The sequence below is a fragment of the Niveibacterium umoris genome (genome assembly GCF_014197015.1).
Lineage (GTDB): Bacteria > Pseudomonadota > Gammaproteobacteria > Burkholderiales > Rhodocyclaceae > Niveibacterium > Niveibacterium umoris.
The window spans coordinates 101,315-119,234 of the sequence record NZ_JACIET010000003.1 but is presented as its reverse complement, the minus strand read 5'-3'; the positions used below and the strand labels follow the sequence as shown (position 1 = coordinate 119,234).

Sequence of the window (17,920 nt, the reverse complement as noted above, 5' to 3'; positions counted from 1 at the left end):
CATTCCACAAGGCAATCCAGCGCCGCCCAACGCGGCGTAGCCCAGCGCCGGGCGGCTCCGCTACCATGCGCGCTGCTTAGCACTCGACCTCCACGCCATGAGCTTTACGCTGACTGTCTGGGCTCAGCCCGAGAATCTGCCCCTGCCTACCGATGTGATGCAGGCGCAAGCCCAGCTCGATGCAGTGCAGGAGACACCGGGCACGCAGCCCGAACCTCGCTTCCTTGCACTGGCGCGCGCGCTCGATGCCCGCTTTCCGAACACCGAAGACGGTGACGGCGACATGTACGACCATGGGCTGGAGATCCTCGAGCAGCGCCCGGATAACGACCGCTACTACAACATCGGCCTGTGGGCGCGCGACGACAGCTTCGAGGTGGGCTTCAATCACCTGGTGGTGCAGGCCAACGACCTTGGCCTGCATGTGATGGATGGCCAGAACGGCGCGGTGTATCTGGCCAACGGCGAGGTGCTGGCCTTCGGTGCCCATTCACGCACCGCGAGGCTGGACGACGCGCTCTCGCGCAAGGATTGGGCGGCCGCGTGGGGCGAGTGTCGTCGCCTCGCGCCGCGCAAAGAAGCCGAGGCGTGGGTGGTGTGGGGGGTGATGGTGACGCAGGGCCGCATGGCGCCGGCACACCCCGCGCTGGGGGCTGCGCTGGCCCAGTTCAGCGGTGTCGATGCGACCAAGGATCGGCGCGTCGAGTGGTGCCTGAAGAAGGTGCCGCCGGCCCTCGAGGCAGAACGGGCGCGCCTGCTCGCCGGCCTGCGCGCGGCGGCCGATGTGCTGGCCTATGTCGACGCCGAATTGCAGCGCGCGCCGGCACCTGCGGCAGTGGGTGGTGGCGCTGCGCCGACCACACCGCCCGATGCCGCCACCGCAGCCGCCGCGACCGCGATGGGCATCGACCCCGCGCTGGTGGCACGGGCCGAGGCGGGCAGCGCGCAGGCGCAATGCAAGCTGGCGATCGATTTCCTGCACGCGAAGGAAGCGGCGGTGCCGGGCTCGGGCAAGCTCGCGCTGCTGTGGCTCGAACGATCCGCCGCGCAGGGGCAAAGCCTTGCGCAGGCCTTGCTCGGCGAAGGCTTGCTGCGCGGCTGGCGCGGCTTTCCGATCGACATGGAGCGCGGCATCGCCTTGCTGGAAGCTGCAGCGGCCGCGGACGATGTCGATGGCCTCAACTACCTCGCCCAGTTCCTCTACGAAAAGAGCGTGCGCCGCCCGCCAGGCGCAGACAGGATCGAGAAGCGTAGCGACCCGACCAGCCAGCGCAACCAGGCCCGCGTGCCGGAACTGTTGATGCGTGCAGCCGCGCTGGGTAGCCCGCGCGCACTGTTCTGGCTTGCGGTGCGCCTGTACGACGAAATCGGTACGCCGCGCGACGACATTGCCGCCAAGGCGGTGATGCAACTCGCGCGCACCCGCGCCGCCAAGGTCTGCGCGGAACATCCGGGCTTGCTTCCGGTGCTCACCCCCACGCCGGGCGAATCCGCCGAAGTGCTTGCGCTGGCGCGCGAGCTGGGCGCCGACATCAAGCAACTCCCCGCGCTGCTCAAGGCACGCCTTGCCGCGCGCACCCCGGCGCCAGCGCCGGTCCTTACGTTGCGGGCAACGTCCAGGTCGATGCCCGCGTCGGCGGCACAATCCGAATCGGATCTTGAGGATGAGCCCGACGATGCGCCCCGCCGCGCCCTGCACGGGGGCCATGTCGCGCTTGTGATCGGCGCGCTCAGCCTTGCCGTGCTGTTGACGCTTGCACCATCAGTGGGGCGCGGCGGCCTCAAGGTGCTCATGCTCTTGGTGAGCCTTATCGGCGCCTGGGGCGTCTGGCGCAGCACCGCGGACCTTGCCTGGGATGAAGCCAAACGCGCCTTCCTCGCCGTGCTCGCGCTGATCCCCGGCATCGGTTTCATTGTCTGCATTGCAGTGCTGTTGCGGGTGGTGAGGGGGGCGTGATGGCGTGCGCAGCATTCGTGTCCCGGAGGCGCGGAGTCAAGCTGCAAGCGCTTGCGCCGGGTTGGGCAGCGCCCGAGCCTTAGCCGAGCCGTCGGCGTGGTGTACGTTGGCCACGCCGCCACCGGAAACGCTCAGCTGCCAAAAAGTATGAAGGGCGCCCAGAAGAGCGGAGTCTTCAATGTCGGGTCGCGCAGCATCGTGCGTTGTACCGCGGTCAGCGCCTCGCCGGGTCTAACGCCTTTTGCGAGGTGCTGATAGAGCGCTGTCATCATCCACGCAGTGGCATCGTCGTTGACGGGCCACAGGCTGGCAATCAGGTTGCGATTGCCGGCTACCGCCAGGGCCCAGGGCAGGCCCAGCGGGCCCGCGCCGATGCGGTTCTGGCTCACCGCGCTGTTGCACGCCGAGAGCACTACCAGATCGGTATTCAGGTTCATCTGCAGCATTTCGCCGGCGGTGAGCAAGCCGTCGTATTCCGGCGTGGCGGCGGGCAGATCCAGCACGATTGCACTGCGGAGCGGGTCGTCGGCATCAAGGTAGCCATGGGCGGCCAGATGCAGGACGCGACTCGACGCAAGCGCCCCTTGCCTGTCCAGCTGCCGCAACTGCATTTCGCTCGCGCGTGCTTGTTCGAAACGGCGTGCGCTCGGGATGATCCTGGCAATGGCGTCGATTTCCTGCGCCGTGCCGGGCAGATCCGGCCAGATGAGCGTGGCGCCCGGATCATGTGCGTCGCCACTGCTCATCCGGGTCGCGCGGGATTCGTAGCGCGCGTTACCGATGAGGATGGTGGCGTCGCGCGCTGGCGCCGGTGGTCGCGCCCTTTGCATCAGCCACAGGCTCGCATTTGGCGTGAATGCCAGTTCGTAGCGCTCCACCAGGTAACTGCGCTGGTATGGCAGCGCAGCAAACGGAAGCTGCGACAGCGGGCCATCGGGCGAGATGATCAGACGCTTGCCTGTGAGCCAGGGCAGCAAGGGGTCGATCAATCGCGTGCGAAGCCGATCGCCAGACGCGCGTAGCGACTCGGCCGACCACGCGAGCGGCCGTTTCGCGCCGCGCTCTACGCCGGCCGCCCGCGCGCTGCTCGGCGTGGCCGAACCGCCCGACAGCCATAGCCGGAACTGGAATACCAGGTCGTCCAGCACATCGATCTGTCCCAGATCCTTGAAGTGCACCTCGTTCCTGCTGAGCACGAAGGCGGCAAGATGCGCTTGCTTGTTCGAGGACGAGGCGAGCCCGTACTCTCCGGCCGCATCGCGATCTGCCAGCACCAGATAGCTGATCCAAACCTCGTCCGGCGCCAGAGCGGCCTGGACCTTGGCTTGGGCGGGCACCGGAGGCTCAAGCATGCTCGCCAGGCGCGGGGAGGCGGCTACGGCCGCTTCGCGCACCTGGGCAAATGCCTGCCGTGCAGCGATCACACGGGCCTGGGCGCGTGCATGGTCCGCGCTGCCCGCCTGCAGCTTCGCCCGCTCGCGCTCGGCGGCTTCCACCTGTTGCCATGCTGACTTGAGTGCCTGGGCCTGCCGGTCGCTGACCACCGATTGTTGCAAGGCGAGGCTCTGGGCGACGCGGGTCGTGAGCAGGCTGGCCTTGTTTTGCTCGAGCACGCGAAAGCCTTCGGCGACGTCGCCGATTTCGGCGCGCATGCCGGCGAGCATGCGCAGGTAGTAGGCGAAGCCGGCATAGGCTTGCGCTTGCTGCCGATCATCCAGCCCGACCAGCTGGCGGGCCCGACCGGCGAGCTGCTCGATCGTGCGCATGCGGCGTTCGCGTTCCTCCGGCGTCAGCGGCGCGCCCGGCTTCGTCAGCGCCGAGAGTTCACCGGCGACCCTTATCAGCAGCGACGGTATGTCGTCGGCATCGTCGTTGGCGGTGATCACGCCGGCCTTCGCCATCAGATCGCCCACCGCAGGCGCATTCGCCTTGCCCTGCAAGGTCGCCGCCATCTGTTGCACAAGTTCGTAGCGCTCGTTGGCTTGCTGGGTGGTCTTGGCGCTCGCCAAAGCTTCATTCATGACGGCTGCCATGTCAGCCTCAGAACCGCTCGCCATGGCTGCGATCAACTTCAATTTGAGCTCAACCGGGCGTGCGCGTTCCTGGCCGGGTTCGCCCATCGCCTGCGCTGCGGCGAGCGCCTTGCGCAAGCCTTTTTCTGCGCCTTTGACGTCACCGAGATCAAATTGCATGTCGGCCCAGTCCTGCCAGCATCCAAACGTTGTCGCGTGCGCGATCCCAAGCACCCGCTCGGCGTTGGCGACACAGAGCTCCAGCATGCGCCGCTGGTCGGCGGGGCGTTTGGCCTCGGCATAGCGGCTAGCGAGGTAGTACAGCCACTCCACGCTATTGCTGTTGCTCAGGTCTGCGAAGTCCTGTGTGCCATCCTGAAGACAGGCCTCCAGCTCCTCCGTGGAGATCGGGAGCTTCTGCGTCCAGCGTCGTGCGCAATCGTCGAGGCGCCTTTGCCGGGCGGCATCGGGCGGCGGACTCGGGCTGTTTTCCTGCGGCGCCTGCGCCTGTGCGCAGACGATCGAGTAGGCGGAATCCGGATTCTTGACCTTCGGTATCGCGGCATGCGCCGCCGGGTACTGCCAGCGACAGGCGGCGGTAAAGTCGATGAGCTGTCGGGTTTCGCCGCGCACGCATTGCCAGTTGTTGCGGGCGGCATCCTCGCCCTGGGCGGGGCGCTGCAGTCCGGCTTGCGCGTCGGGCATCAGGTGTTTGCAGTAGCCATCCAGGTTCAGTCCGCCCAGTTCAAGCAGGGTGGGCTCGCTGGCCAGGGTGGGCGTGGCCGCCAATACGGCAGTGAGCAGGAACAGCCTGAGAGGCAAAGCAATGTGCATGACAGAGGCTCCCGTCGAAATCCGCCGCACAGTGCGGCGATCAGGGTCTGGCTTGGTGCTGCGACATGCGGCACTCACCGGGTGGATGATGCTGCCGATGGCGAGGCCCCCGTGTGATCGTCTGTACGGTGCGCGCGCCGCTGTGCGGCACCGGTCGTCGGTTCGGTGCGTGGTCAGCGCGATGCAGGCGGATGGTCTCTCGATCATTCTGCGGCAATGGCCAAGGGGCCGGTAGTGTCCGCGATCGTGCGGATCAGGCGGCCGGTTTCTTGCGCGGAGGCAGCGGGGCGGGGCTCGCGGTCATGATGTCCGGATCGAACAGGCGCAAGTAGCTGCGCGCCTCGGCCTCGGTGCGGGCGCGGAGCCAGCCCGGGTAATCGTCGGGGTCGAGCACGACGACGCTGCGCTTTTCGTCGCCGGGTTTGTGGAACTGACGCATGAAGGGGTGTTCGTCGGCGTTCACGGTGAGCATCGAGAACGACCAGTGCGCAGGCCCTTCATCGTTCATGCGGCGTTCCCACAGCCCCGCGAGGGCGAAGGGTTCGCCGTCGGCGCGTTCGATGCGCCAGCGCACCGCCTTGCCGCTCTCGTAGTTCGGCTCGTACAGGCAGTCGACCGGGATCAGGCCGAACTGGCGCTGCTTCCACGCGTTGCGAAAACTGGGCTTTTCGGCGACGGTTTCCGATCGGGCGTTGTAGGTCATGCGCGAGAGCCTGGCCGGGTCGCCCCAATGCGGCACCAGGCCGAACATGCCGGGCAGCCATTCGTGCGGCAGGATGTTGGCCAGAAAGGGCGCCACGCCGCCCGGAAAGGCTTCGCGGTAGTCGGTCGAGTCCTCGCGGATCGCAAGGCTCAGCGCGATGCGGGCGAGTTTTTCAAGCTTGGCCGGGGTGTAGTTTGCGCACATGGTGAAAATTGTGCCCGTCGCACGCGCTCGGCGAAACCGTAAATGCTTGCAGCACGGTGTGCTTCAGCTTCGCTCTTCCGCTTGCGGGCGTTCCGCCGGCACCAGGTGCGCCAGCACGAAGGCAACGGAAGTCGGCAGCGCCGAATACCAGCGGAAGGTGGGAGCGAACCACGGGTGGTTTTCGGGCAGCATGAAGTGGCGCAGGGTTTCGCGCGTCATCACGGCCGCAAAGGCGGTGTGGCCCCGCACCGGGTCAGAGACACAGCTCAGGCGGCCGGAGCGCTGCAGCGCTTCCAGATCGAGGCGCGCGAGGCAGATCGGCACCAGTTCGTAGCGCAGGCCGCGCTGGTCCAGCGCCAGCAGTCGCACTTCCATGTCGCCGCTGGCGTCGAAATCGCTGTGAGTGCCGGCGATGCGGCGGGCGAACTCGCGTTTCATGGCGATGGCGTCGTCGACCGCGCGCGGCGAGGGTTCGCCACTCAGCAGCCGGGTGAAGGCACTGCGCGGCGCAAGGCCGGCGCGCAGCTTGGCGAGGCTGGCCTCGTCCCAGGCCAGGTAGCGCCAGGCGTCGTCGCGGTCTCGGGCGCGCAGGGTCTGGCGACAGGCGATGGCGGCGCAGAGCCCGGCGACGATCAACAGGGTGAGCAGGGCGAGGGTCAGTCCCAGTGCGGGCATCGGGCAGGGGCGGGTGCAAAGCCGCCACTATATCGCCTGCATGGCGCTGCCAAGCCGCGGTTGACCGCTCAGCGGATCGCCCAGCCGCCGCAGACCGGAAAGACCTGGCCGACGAAGCAGTCGGCGGCATCGCTGCAAAGGTAGGCGGCGAAGGCGGCGTCTTCGCCGGCGCTGACGAGGCGGCCGAGCGGCACTTCACGTTTGAGCCGATCGTGGAAGCGCGGATCTTGCTGGACGGCTGGCGGGAAGTAAGTCGGGTTGTCGACGAAGTTCTGTGCGATGGCGTTGACCTGGATGTTGCGCGGCGCCAGTTCAACGCCGATCGCCTGCACATAGGCGAGCTGGGCGCCTCGCGCCGCGCTGTAGGTGGAGGCCCGGCGCATGCCGCGCAGCGCGGCGGCACTGCCCATGACGAGGATCTTGCCGCCGCCACGCGCCAGCATGCCGGGCACCACCGCCCGCACCAGTCGCGGCAACGGGTCGACCAGGGCGGCGAAGGTGCTGCGCCACTCGTCGTCGCCGACATCGACCGCGGGTGTCGAGGGTGCCGCGATGGCGAGATTGGCGACCAGCACGTCCACCGGACCCGCCGCCGCGATGACCTCGCCCGCAGCCTCGGGGGCGGAAAGCGCCGCGGTGCTGGCGATGAGCGTGGCGCCCTGTGCGGCAAACGCCTCGCACAGCGCCGGGCCCATGAAGTCACCGGCCTGGGTGACGAGAATGCGCTTGCCTTCGAGCATGCGGGACATGGTTTGGCCTCCCTGTCAGCAGTGGGCACTTTAGCGCAGGCTCGTGGTGCAGGGCGGCGGCGCAAGCGACGCACGCTGATGGCGGATGAGGCTATCCAGCGGCGCTGTCCAGCCGTTACGATCACGCCGCTCCGATGACCAACACGCGGCCCGACGAGGATCACGCATGGTGCAGCTCGATATCTACGGAACCCTGGTTGCGGCCTCGCTGGTCTTGCTCACCGGCCGCCTGCTGGTGGGCAGGATCGCAGTACTCAAGACCTACACGATTCCCGAGCCGGTGGCGGGTGGCCTGCTGGTGGCGCTGGCACTGCTCGCGGCACACGCCACCACCGGTTTCCAGATGCGATTCGATACCGGGCTGCAGGCGCCGATGATGCTGACCTTCTTTGCCTGCATCGGGCTCAACGCCGATCTGGCGAGCCTGCGCCACGGTGGTCGCCGGCTGCTGGTGCTACTCGGTGTGGTGCTGGGGCTGCTGGCGATGCAGAACCTGCTCGGGATGGGGCTGGCAAAGCTGCTGGGGCTCGATCCGCTGATCGGGCTGCTGGCAGGGTCGATCACCCTTTCGGGCGGTCACGGTACCGGGGCGGCATGGGGGGCCGTGTTTGCCGAACGCTACGGCTTGGCTTCGATGACCGAACTGGCGATGGCCTGCGCGACCTTCGGGCTGGTGCTGGGTGGTTTGCTGGGCGGGCCGGTTGCGCGCTACCTGACTTCGGGTCTTCGCTTGCCTGGCCAGCGCGGGGCGGGGGATGCGTCGCCGACCGCGTTCGAAGCGCCGGATACGGTGCGTTTGATCACCGCGCCCGCGATGATCGAAACGCTGGCCCTGATCGCCTGCTGCCTGATGGGCGGGCATGCGATTGCGGGCGCGCTCAAGGGTACGGCGTTCGAGTTGCCGGTGTTCGTGTGCACCCTGTTTGTCGGCGTGATCCTGCGCAACGGTCTGGCGGCACTCGGGCTCTACCAGGTCTTCGAGCGCGCAGTGTCGGTGCTGGGCAACGTTGCGCTGGCGCTGTTCCTGGCCATGGCGCTGATGTCGCTGCGCCTGTGGGAGCTCTCCGCGCTGGCCTTGCCGATGCTGGTGATCCTGCTCAGCCAGGCGGCGCTGATGGCGGCCTACGCGATCTTCGTCACCTTCCGGGTCATGGGGCACAATTACGACGCGGCCGTGGTCGCGGCTGGGCATTGCGGATTCGGCCTGGGCGCGACCCCGACCGCGATTGCCAACATGCAGGCGGTGACTGATCGCTTCGGCCCTTCGCAGGTGGCGTTTCTGATCGTGCCAATGGTGGGCGCCTTCTTCATCGACATCGCCAACGCGCTGGTGATCAAGGGCTTTCTGCTGGTCGTGGATCTGATCCGCTGACACGTGTTGGCGCCGGCCGCGTCGCCCAAGGGCAGCGCGGATGCGTGCCAACCTGACATCGCCGGCGGCGCTGCGTCCAAGCGGTATTCCAACACCAGCGAGGAATGCCGCGCCCATGTGCCACCCGCCCGTTCGCATCATTTCCGCCATCCTGCTGCTTGCGGCGAGCGTCGCGCAGGCTGACAACTTCGATTACTGCTACGACGCCAAGCGCGGGCTCGACGAGGCGTGCTATGCCCGCAAGGAATATGAGACCCGCCGCTACCGCGCCGAGGCCGATCGGCTGGAACGGCGCGAGGCCCGGCGTCGCGCGTACGACTACTCCCCGCCGCCCTGCAACACCTGGTACTGGGATCCGGTGAGCGGGCAGAACCAGTGCGCCTGGGTGCCGGTGCCGATTCCACCACGGCCGGTGTATGTGTTGCCGGGGATGCGCTGACCGCACGGTTCGGGCAGATCACACGCAAGCGGCGTGCGCGTCATGGGTAGGTGGAAGATGGCTGGGTTATGATGATGGAATAGCCTTTCGACCCCCCCCCCATTGTGGAACCTAGCCATGACGCCCCTGATTCGCGCCCTGAGTGTTGTGTTGGCCATGTTGTCGCTTGTTTCCTGCGGAGGGGGCGGCGGTAGTGGTGGCAACGGCGGCGGGGGTGGCGGAGGTGGCGGAGGTGGCGGAGGAGGCGGCGGCGTCACGGCGCCGGCCACGCCAACCGGCTTGACGGCCGCGGCGGGCGACACGCAGGTGTCTCTGAGCTGGTCCGCGAGTAGCGGCACGACGACCTATCACGTCAAGCGCGGCAGCGCGGCGGCGGGGCCCTTCACCGAAATCGCGGCGCCGACCAACCCTGCTTATACCGATACCGGCCGCAGCAACGGGGTGACGTACTACTACGTGGTCAGTGCGTCGAATGCCGGCGGCGAAAGTGCGAATTCGCCTGACGTGTGGGCGACGCCGGTCGCCAGCGTGGCGGCCGTGCCGACCGGTCTGGTCGCAGTCGGCGCCGACACGCAGGTGTCACTGAGTTGGTCCGCGAGCAGCGGCACGACGACCTATCACGTCAAGCGCGGCAGCACGGCGGAGGGGCCCTTCACCGAAATCGCGGCGCCGACCAACCCTGCTTATACCGATACCGGCTGCAGCAACGGGGTGACGTACTACTACGTGGTCAGTGCGTCGAATGCCGGCGGTGAAAGTGCGAATTCGCCCGCCGTGTGGGCGACGCCGGTCGCCGGCGTGGCGGCCGCGCCGACCGGTCTGGTCGCAGTCGGTGCCGACACGCAGGTGTCACTGAGCTGGTCCGCCAGCAGCGGCGCGGCGGCCTATCACGTCAAGCGCGGCAGCGCGGCGGCGGGGCCCTTCACCGAAATCGCGGCGCCGACCAACCCTGCTTATACCGATACCGGCCGCAGCAACGGGGTGACGTACTACTACGTGGTCAGTGCGTCGAATGCCGGCGGCGAAAGTGCGAATTCGCCAGCCGTGTGGGCGACGCCGGTCGCCGGCGTGGCGGCCGCGCCGACCGGTCTGGTCGCAGTCGGTGCGGACACGCAGGTGTCACTGAGCTGGTCCGCCAGCAGCGGCGCGACGGCCTATCACGTCAAGCGCGGCAGCGCGGCGGCGGGGCCCTTCACCGAAATCGCGGCGCCGACCAACCCTGCTTATACCGATACCGGCCGCATCAACGGGGTGACGTACTACTACGTGGTCAGTGCGTCGAATGCCGGCGGTGAAAGTGCGAATTCGCCAGTTGTGTGGGCGACGCCTGTCGCCAGCGTGGCGGCCGCGCCGACCGGTCTGGTCGCGGTCGGTGCGGACACGCAGGTGTCGCTGAGCTGGAACGCGGTGGGGGGGGCGACGCTGTACACGATCAAGCGTGCCACGACCGCGGGCGGGCCGTACGGTAACGCAGGCACGGCGACCACGACGCGTTACACCGACACCGGGCGCAGCAACGGCACTGCCTACTTCTACGTGGTCACCGCCACCACCGCGGCCGGCGAGTCGGCCGCGTCCGCCGAAGTGTCGGCGACCCCGAGCTCGTCGCTGCCGGTATTGCCGGCGAACGATCCGACGAAGAACTACATCGGCATGAACACCTGGTTCCTCAGCGACTGGGATGGCGGCAACGCCTTTGTGGATGCGATGAAGCAGGCGCGACCCTGGCAGGACGGTGCGAACTGGAACAACCCGGTGGCGGGCGTCGATGCGCTGGGGTGGCCCACCGCCGATGCCTCGACGGTAATCATGACCGGCACGCCGGCCGACATCAACGGTACGTATAAACTGGTCTTCAACGGCCAGGCCGATGTCTCGCTGATGTGGGCTGCCGGTAGCGTAAGCAAAAAGGTGTATGACGCTGCGAGCAACACCACAACGGCAGATGTGACCTACAACGTCACGGTCAGCGGCAGCGTCGGGCTGGTGTTCCGCAACACACACCGCACTGCATCGAGTGCGGTCAACACCGGTTTCACCAACGCCCGCCTTTACCGGCCGGGCTATGCGACCGATGGCAGCCAGGTGTTCACTACGCCCTACCTCGCCGCGATGAGCAAGACCAGCGTCGTGCGGATGATGGACTGGACGGCGACCAACGCGAACCTCGTGCAGCACTGGGCCGATCGCCGTACGCCGCTGCATATGTCGAAGGACGGCAAGCCCTACACCGGCCCCGGTGGCGCATCCTGGCCGACCTCGTCGACCGGCGTGGCGCTGGAGCACCAGATCCAGCTCTGCAACGCGCTGCACGCCGACTGCTGGATCAACGTCCCGGTCGTGGCTGATGACGACTTCGTCACCAAGATGGCGCTGGCGTTGCGCTACGGCACCGACGGCACCAACCCCTACACCAGCCGCCAGACCAATCCGGTGTATCCGCCGCTCGACCCGAGCCTGCGCATCTACATCGAATACGCCAACGAGATCTGGAACTCGGCTGGCGGTTTCGACAACTTCGGTGTGATCCAGGACATCGTCGGTGTGCTGCCGGCCGGTCACCCGCTGCTGACGCCCGCCGAGAGCAGCATCTGGTTCAAGATGTGGCGCTATCCGGCCTATCGCATGGCGGCGATCAGCGACATCTTCCGCGGCGTCTATGGCGACGCATCGATGATGAACCGCGTGCGCCCGGTGCTGATGACCCAGCAGGGCGACGGGCAGCTGACCCTGAGCCAGGCGCTCAATTGGCTCGACGCCTACGCCCATCGCAAGGCGCCGGCTCGCGAGGTACGCAGCTACCTCTACGGCGCAGGTGGTTCGGGCTATTACAACGTGAACAGTTCGCCGGTGCCGCCGGCAGACCAGGGCAACGCCGATCTCTTCTTCGCCCCCGGCAATTACCCTGCCACGCAGAACATCAAGGGCATGGCGGTGGATGCGGTGTGGGCCACCAACTTCGGGCTCAAGCGGATCGCCTACGAAGGCGGGCAAAGCCTCGATAACTACTCCGACGCCAATGCCCGCCTGATCAACGCTGATCCGCGCATGCAGGACATGGTGGTGAAAACGCACGATGCGTGGTCCGGCGTCGGCGGCGACCTGCTGGTGTATTACACCGTGCGCGGGGCCCCGCCGTGGGAATTCACGCCCGACATCCGCATCACCAACACGCCGAAATTCAAGGGGCTCGACCAGCTGCGGGCGCAGCCACGCGCGGCGGTGACGCTGGGGCAGGCGCTGCCGGGCACTATTGTCGCGACCGACCAGGCGGCTTACCGCATCCGCACTGGCTACGACTACAACACGACCTGCGATGCCTTGCCTTGCGTGGGCGGCAACGACGCGGGCGAGTGGATCGCGTTGCCTGCACATGCCAGCAGCGCCTTCACCGGCAAACTGGTCGTCGCCGGCATCGCAAATACCGCGACCACCGCCAATGTGTGGATCAACGGGGTGAAGAAGGGGCAGGTGGTGATCGCGGCCGGCAGTCACCTCACCAACAGCAGCCCCTTGAGCGTGGCGATTCCGGCCGGTTTGGTAGTGGTGCGGATCGAGATTGTCAGCGGCGGCATCAACCTGCAGTCGGTGTCGATCAATTGAGGCCGGGCGGCGCGCGATCAGGCACGCCGACTGCCTTCAAGGCTGGCCGAGCGACACCGGCACGCCGTACTGTACGAAGGCGGCCCAGATGCGCGGGTCGCGATTGCGCTGGCCGTGTGTGCCGGCAGCGAATTCACGCTTGGTCGCGTTGAGTGCGGCGACGAGGTCCAGCCCCTCACGCGCATGCTTCATGAACGTGGGCATGAACAGCGCGGCGCCGGCGTCATCCACTGGCCATAGCGACATCACGGTGTTGGTGTTTCCAGCCAGCATGAAGGCGTAGGGCAGGCCCATCACACCCTCGCCGGACTGGCTGCGGCCGAGCCCGGTGTCGCAGGCTGAGAGCAGCACCAGATCGGACCTCAGCCGCAGCGTTGCGATGTCACTGTCGAGCAGGTAGGCCTGCTGCATGCCTTGCCGGGTGGATAGCACCAGTGCGCTGCGCTGGTCGTCGGCGAAGCCGTGCGTGGCGAAGTGCAGCACGCGGAAGTCGCGGATCTCGCCCTTCGCATCCAGGCCGAGGAAGCGCTTGCGCGAGGCATCGCTGCCGCGCAATGTGCTCGATGTGCTGAACAGCGGCGCCAGTGCGTCGGCTTCGCGTCGCGTGCCCGGCAGTGGATTCCAGCGCAGCGCGGCCATCCAGTCCGGCAGGGCGCCTTCATCGCCCACCGGGCGCGCGTAGTCGGGGTCGGCAACCGACAGCAAGGCGGGCTGGGCGGCGCGCGATTGCGCCGCGCGGCGGCTCAGTTCTGCATGCACCGCAAGCGATTGCACATAGGCGACGTCGATCATCTCGAGCACCTGCCGGTCACCAGCCCACAGGGTTTCGAAGGGCAGGAAGGCGAGCGGGCCATCGGGGCTGATCGTCAGGCGTTTCCCGCCACCCCATTCGGCCTGCATCGGCGCCAGCAACACCGCATACAGCGCTTCGCCGATCTCCCTGATCGATTGCACGCGAATGCCTCCTTGCGGCGCTATCGCTTGCACTGCGTAGCTGCCGTCTGCCATGCGCCAGACCGGCATGCCCTTGAGGCGCAGGCCATCGCCCGAATCGGGCTGCGCGTCTGCCCGGCGCGCGCCGCGGCTTGCTGTGCTGCCCGCCATCAAGAGCTCGCGATACAGCGCAATGCTTGCCTCCTGGGCGGCGCTGAGCGCGATGTAGCGGCTGCGCAGGCTGTGCCGGGTCGGGCCGTTCGCGGCATCGGTCCTGGTTGACGCGAGGCTGGCGACGTAGCCGCCGGGAACTTGCAGCCAGCTCAGGTAGGCTTCGTCGGCGCCGAGCGAGTCGGTCTCAGTCTTCAGGAATGCGTTTTGCGTGCTGGTGTCGAGCGTGTTGAGCGCGCCGATGCCGAGTGAGCCGAGCCAGGCCTTTTCCTTGTCGTTGCCGTAGAGCTTGCGTGTTGCGAGGGTCTCGAGTCGGCGCAGATCGGCCAGCGACACCAGTTGTTCGCACAAGGGCATGGCCTGTTGCTGCAAGCTGAAACGCCAGTCGCCCTGCGCCGGCCGGCTGACGGATGCCAGATTGGCGCGGCATTGCTCCGCCTGCGCAAGCTGCGCCGCATGCTCCGCATCGGCTTGCGCGTCGTGAACGTCGGCGAGCTGGCTTGCGAGGCTCTCCAGCCGCAGGCGGCGCAGCAGCGTCTGGGCGCGCAGGCCCTCGACCTGCGCGATCGGTAGCGCGATGCCCAGCTCGGTCGATACGCGGGCGACGGTACGGTGCAGGGCGTCGAAGCGGTTGTAGTTGGCCTGCGTTGAGACCGATGCCTGGCGATTTGCACCCGCGCTCACCAGCAAGGTCTGCTGCAGGCTGCGGAGCAGCGCGAAGCCTTGTGACTTGAGCGTCGGCACGCGTATCTGAGCCATGGCTGTCGCCCATGCCATCTGCAGATCCGCTTCCAGCATCGTGTCTTCGGGATGGTCGAAGCGTCGCTGCTGCGCGCTGCCGATGGCGGCGATCCTGGTCAGGTCCTTGCCGGTGAGGGTCAGCAGTTGGCGCAGCTGCTCAAGACGGGAGCGCAGGCAAAGGCCGGTCGCTTCGCAGCTTGCAATGCCAAGCGTGAGTGTCTGGCGCAGCGCGGCCAGCGCTGTCTCGCCCGGTGCCGGCGCTTGCAGGCTATCGCTGGCGTATTCGAACAATGCTTGCGTATAGGGGCAACTGTCCGCAATCAGCGCGCGCAGGCGTTTGTTCGTGTCGCTGGCGTTTCCGCCCTCGACACGCTGGCGTCCGATGTCGATGCGCAGTTGTTCGCTGCGGGCGGGGCAACTGGTTTGCGCTGGCTGCGCGGCGATCATCGTGTCCCATGCGCGGGCGGCGTCGCCATCGTCCAGTCGCCACGACAAACGCGACATATGGCTCGCGGCGACCAGCGGAAAGGGCGCGTCGGGCGTCTGCAACGCCGTGAAGATCGCGCTGAGCCAGCCGGTGCGGGCGCCGTCCAGTTCCGAGGTGGCCTCGAAGTGGCGTGCCGACATCCATGCGGGCAGCTCGGGCAGATCGGCGAGCGTTGACGCCGAAGGCTGTTCCCCCCGGCTTTGCAACCAGCCGAGATATTGAGTGCGTTGGTTCTGGTATCGGTTGAAGTAGTAAACGAAGGGCGCATCGCGCCCGAGCTGCGCCCACAGTGCAGCCGCGTGGTGGGCTCGCTGCGAGAGTCCGCATGCGCCAAAGGCGGTGTCGGGCGGGGTCTGAGTGCACAGATCCGAGATGGCACTCACCGTGGCAGCACCAACCAGCGAATAGGCCGCATCACCGGCTTCGCGCAGTCCGCGGTCCATCGACTTGATCTGCGCGGCGATCAACGGGGAGCAGGCTTCACGCTGAGCTGCGCAGGCTTCTTCGAAGCGGCGTGTCCGCTCGCTCCAGTGGCGCGTGATGATCTCGTTCTTCGCATTGGCTTCGAGCCAGCGCATCGAATGTGCATCCGGCAGCACGGCTTCGTAATCGGTCAGCGCGTCGCGCAGCAACCGCGGCAAATCGCCCTGTGCCTGCGTGGCCGACGCGAGCGGAATGTGCGGCAAGGCGTCCGCGGCGATTGCGGCCTGCGCCAGCGCAAGTGCGCAGGCGCAGAGGGCTCGGAGCAGGTGGCAGGAATGCATGGTGACGGGTCAAGGCGTGACGGAGGGAGTATCGCCGCCCCTGCGCCGCCGCGACAACCATGCGCAGAGCCGCCTGATCGCGTTCGGTCGCGAAGCATCGCTGGCTCCATCCGGCAATGGCTGCCACTCGAAGCGCACGGCGTAATCAGCGTAGAACTGGATGGCCTGCCCGAATTTCTCGATGGTGCAACAGGCCTGGCAGCGGAAGGTGGCCGCACGCTGCCCGGATTCCAGGAAGCGCAGCAACTCGCCCCCGAAGTGGGCGGGCGTTTGTGCGTCGAGATCCGCGACGTAGATGCGGGTGTCGAGCTGCGCTGCGTCGCTCAGGAGGCCTTGCGCGAGTACCTCGCCGCCCTGGGCGACGCGGAAAAGAAGGCGTTGGCTGGCGAGCGCCTGCTGCCACTGGTCGGCGCTGAAGCGCGGGATCTGCATGACTTGACCTCATGAATCGGAGCGATGAGGCGTGAGACGCGTGGCGCGCGGTTTTGTCAGGTGAGGGGTAGTGCCTGACAACCGGGCGTCGCACTCGTCTCAGGCTGTGCAGCGCGGTTTGCGTTGCATGAACCCGCCACGGAGATGCGTCATGATCAAGTTTCTGTCACGTTTCAAGAATCAGCTCACGTCCGCCGCGGAGTCCGATCCGCCGACCGTGCTCGCACCGTCGCTGCAAATGCCGGGTTCCCCGTGGGCTGCGGACGGAGACTTCCTGCTTGAGGAACAGGTGACGGTGAGCGGGTTGATGGCGCTGTTCCGCCGCGTGCTGCTGGCTTTCGAGCTCGACGACGACTCGCTGGTCGTGGAGACCGAGAGTGGCCGGGTGCGGGTGATGGTGGATGAAGCGCGCAAGCTGATCGCCTTGCGCACGATCTTCCGCTTTCGCGAACGCAGCGACCCCGCCGCGCGCCTGGTGCTTGCGAACCGGCTGAACGCGGGCCTGATCCTGGTGCGCTTTTCGGTGGTCGACGAGGACGTGCTCTACGCCGACTACAACCTGATCTTCGAACGCGGCCTGCCTGCCTACCAGCTGGTGACGACGATCCGCCGCTTCATCAATGTCGCACGTGGCGGCGTCACCGAGTTCGATACCGAGGATGTGATCGGCTGAGCACTCAAGGCGTTGCGGCGCGCGACTGCGGCAAGACTGCCGAGAGCGGTTTGAAGCGGAAGAAGCGCCCGTGGTCGCCGCGCAGGGCTTCCAGCCAGGTGCGGTTGTCCGGCGGGCCTTTATCAGAGATCACTTCGATGATGTCGGCCACCACCGAGTCGCCGTCGGCGTAGTACGAGTGGCCGAGCAGGTCGGTGGCCACATCGCTGGCGTCAATCGAATCCATGCCCGGCAGCACGATCAGCGGCGACGCGTCGCCCAGCCGCCCGGCCTGATGCACCGTGCGCGAGGCCTTGAGCGCGAGGTCGTTGGACGAGGCGTACAGCGTCACCCGTGAATCGGGTTGCACCAGTGCCGGCGCGATCTGCGTGCGGAAGACCTTGGCGTCGATGTCCGGCGCCATCAGCATGATCTGGCGGAAGCGATCGCGCAGGTCCGGGCGTTCGGTGAACAGGTCGGCCAGCGCGCCGGCAGTGGCGCGGGTGCCCATGCTGTGCGCAATGACGTAGATCGTGTTGACGTCCAGCCGTTCGGCGAGGTCGCGGAAGAACTCGCGCATCAAGGGTTGGCTTCGTGCGACCGCGTCTTCGTCCTGTGCGTAGCCGAGCAAGGAATCCTGCGACGGCCAGCTGTAGAACAACGGCACGCCGAGGAAGCCGATGTCGTAGCTGATCTGCGCGGTGCGCCGGGCCGCGTCGGCGAAACCGGTGTTGTAGCCGTGCACGAACACCAGTGCATGGCGAGAGCCTGCGTCGTTGACTTCGGCGGAGATCTCGTCGAGGAAGTGCTGGCGATCCATCTTGCTGACCGACATCAGCACGACATGCTTTTCCGGGTCCTGGCGGAATTCGAGCAGCCAGGGGTTGGGGCCTTCGAGTTCGCCCATGCGGTGGTCGCGCGGGATGCTGACTTCGGCGCTGCCGTAACTCACCTGACTTGAGAATTGCGTGCCGAAGGCGCGCGCGGGATCGCTGCCGTCGCCTTCCGCACGGTTGGTGCCGAAATGCACCGTGACGCGCTTGTAGTTGGGCTCCTTGCCGCGCATCACCGGCGCTTCTGCTTCGGGGGGCGGTGCGGGCGGTGTCGTCGTGCAGGCGGCGAGCAGCGCGGCGCCGGCGAGCGCAAACGTCTGGATCAGGCGGCGGGGGAGGGCATGAAGCATCATGGTCGG

General features: G+C 67.1%; 12 protein-coding genes. 5 read left to right on the top strand and 7 right to left on the bottom strand.

The annotated features are described in order from the left end of the window. The first annotated feature begins 97 nt into the window (after positions 1-97). Positions 98-1,957: a tetratricopeptide repeat protein gene (locus GGR36_RS19905; RefSeq protein WP_183637610.1), complete on the top strand. Its 1,860-nt coding sequence runs from the start codon at positions 98-100 to the stop codon at positions 1,955-1,957. Between the two features lie 131 nt (positions 1,958-2,088). Here GGR36_RS19905 and GGR36_RS19900 read toward each other — a convergent pair whose 3' ends face one another. The 4 genes from GGR36_RS19900 to GGR36_RS19885 all read right to left on the bottom strand — a co-directional run bounded on the left by GGR36_RS19900 (position 2,089) and on the right by GGR36_RS19885 (position 7,134). Continuing rightward, positions 2,089-4,803 carry a CHAT domain-containing protein gene (locus GGR36_RS19900; RefSeq protein WP_183637607.1) on the bottom strand — a complete coding sequence of 905 codons (2,715 nt, stop codon included), beginning with the start codon at positions 4,801-4,803 and terminating at the stop codon, positions 2,089-2,091. A 253-nt stretch (positions 4,804-5,056) separates the two neighbouring features. After that, positions 5,057-5,710, bottom strand: coding sequence for an SOS response-associated peptidase (locus tag GGR36_RS19895; RefSeq protein ID WP_183637603.1), 654 nt, complete (start codon positions 5,708-5,710; stop codon positions 5,057-5,059). 63 nt (positions 5,711-5,773) lie between these two features. Continuing rightward, a complete protein-coding gene (locus tag GGR36_RS19890; protein ID WP_183637600.1) occupies positions 5,774-6,385 on the bottom strand; it encodes a hypothetical protein in 612 nt (203 codons plus the stop codon). A 68-nt stretch (positions 6,386-6,453) separates the two neighbouring features. Further along, positions 6,454-7,134, bottom strand: a complete 681-nt coding sequence (locus tag GGR36_RS19885) for an SDR family oxidoreductase (protein WP_183637596.1) — start codon at positions 7,132-7,134, stop codon at positions 6,454-6,456. A gap of 166 nt (positions 7,135-7,300) precedes the next feature. Between GGR36_RS19885 and gltS the strand changes: the two genes are divergently transcribed. From gltS to GGR36_RS21995, 3 genes are all read left to right on the top strand, one after another. Continuing rightward, entirely contained in the window at positions 7,301-8,506 is a 1,206-nt protein-coding gene (gltS, locus tag GGR36_RS19880) for a sodium/glutamate symporter (protein WP_183637592.1), read from the top strand. A gap of 115 nt (positions 8,507-8,621) precedes the next feature. Beyond that, the gene (locus tag GGR36_RS19875) at positions 8,622-8,945 is read left to right on the top strand and encodes a hypothetical protein (RefSeq protein WP_183637588.1); all 324 of its coding nucleotides are present in this window, start codon (positions 8,622-8,624) and stop codon (positions 8,943-8,945) included. A 117-nt stretch (positions 8,946-9,062) separates the two neighbouring features. Beyond that, complete coding sequence (locus GGR36_RS21995) at positions 9,063-12,548, top strand: fibronectin type III domain-containing protein (protein WP_244971071.1); 3,486 nt, start codon at positions 9,063-9,065, stop codon at positions 12,546-12,548. Between the two features lie 36 nt (positions 12,549-12,584). On the opposite strand, the gene GGR36_RS19865 is transcribed toward GGR36_RS21995, so the two are convergent. Next, complete coding sequence (locus GGR36_RS19865; protein ID WP_183637585.1) at positions 12,585-15,644, bottom strand: CHAT domain-containing protein; 3,060 nt, start codon at positions 15,642-15,644, stop codon at positions 12,585-12,587. A gap of 9 nt (positions 15,645-15,653) precedes the next feature. Next, a complete protein-coding gene (locus tag GGR36_RS19860) occupies positions 15,654-16,076 on the bottom strand; it encodes a hypothetical protein (protein ID WP_183637582.1) in 423 nt (140 codons plus the stop codon). A 151-nt stretch (positions 16,077-16,227) separates the two neighbouring features. On the opposite strand from GGR36_RS19860, the gene GGR36_RS19855 reads away from it, so the two are divergent. Next, entirely contained in the window at positions 16,228-16,749 is a 522-nt protein-coding gene (locus tag GGR36_RS19855) for a YbjN domain-containing protein (RefSeq protein WP_183637579.1), read from the top strand. Between the two features lie 4 nt (positions 16,750-16,753). Here the strand turns inward: GGR36_RS19855 and GGR36_RS19850 are convergent, their stop codons facing one another. Beyond that, positions 16,754-17,914, bottom strand: a complete 1,161-nt coding sequence (locus GGR36_RS19850) for an alpha/beta hydrolase (RefSeq protein ID WP_183637576.1) — start codon at positions 17,912-17,914, stop codon at positions 16,754-16,756. Between the last annotated feature and the right edge of the window lie 6 nt (positions 17,915-17,920).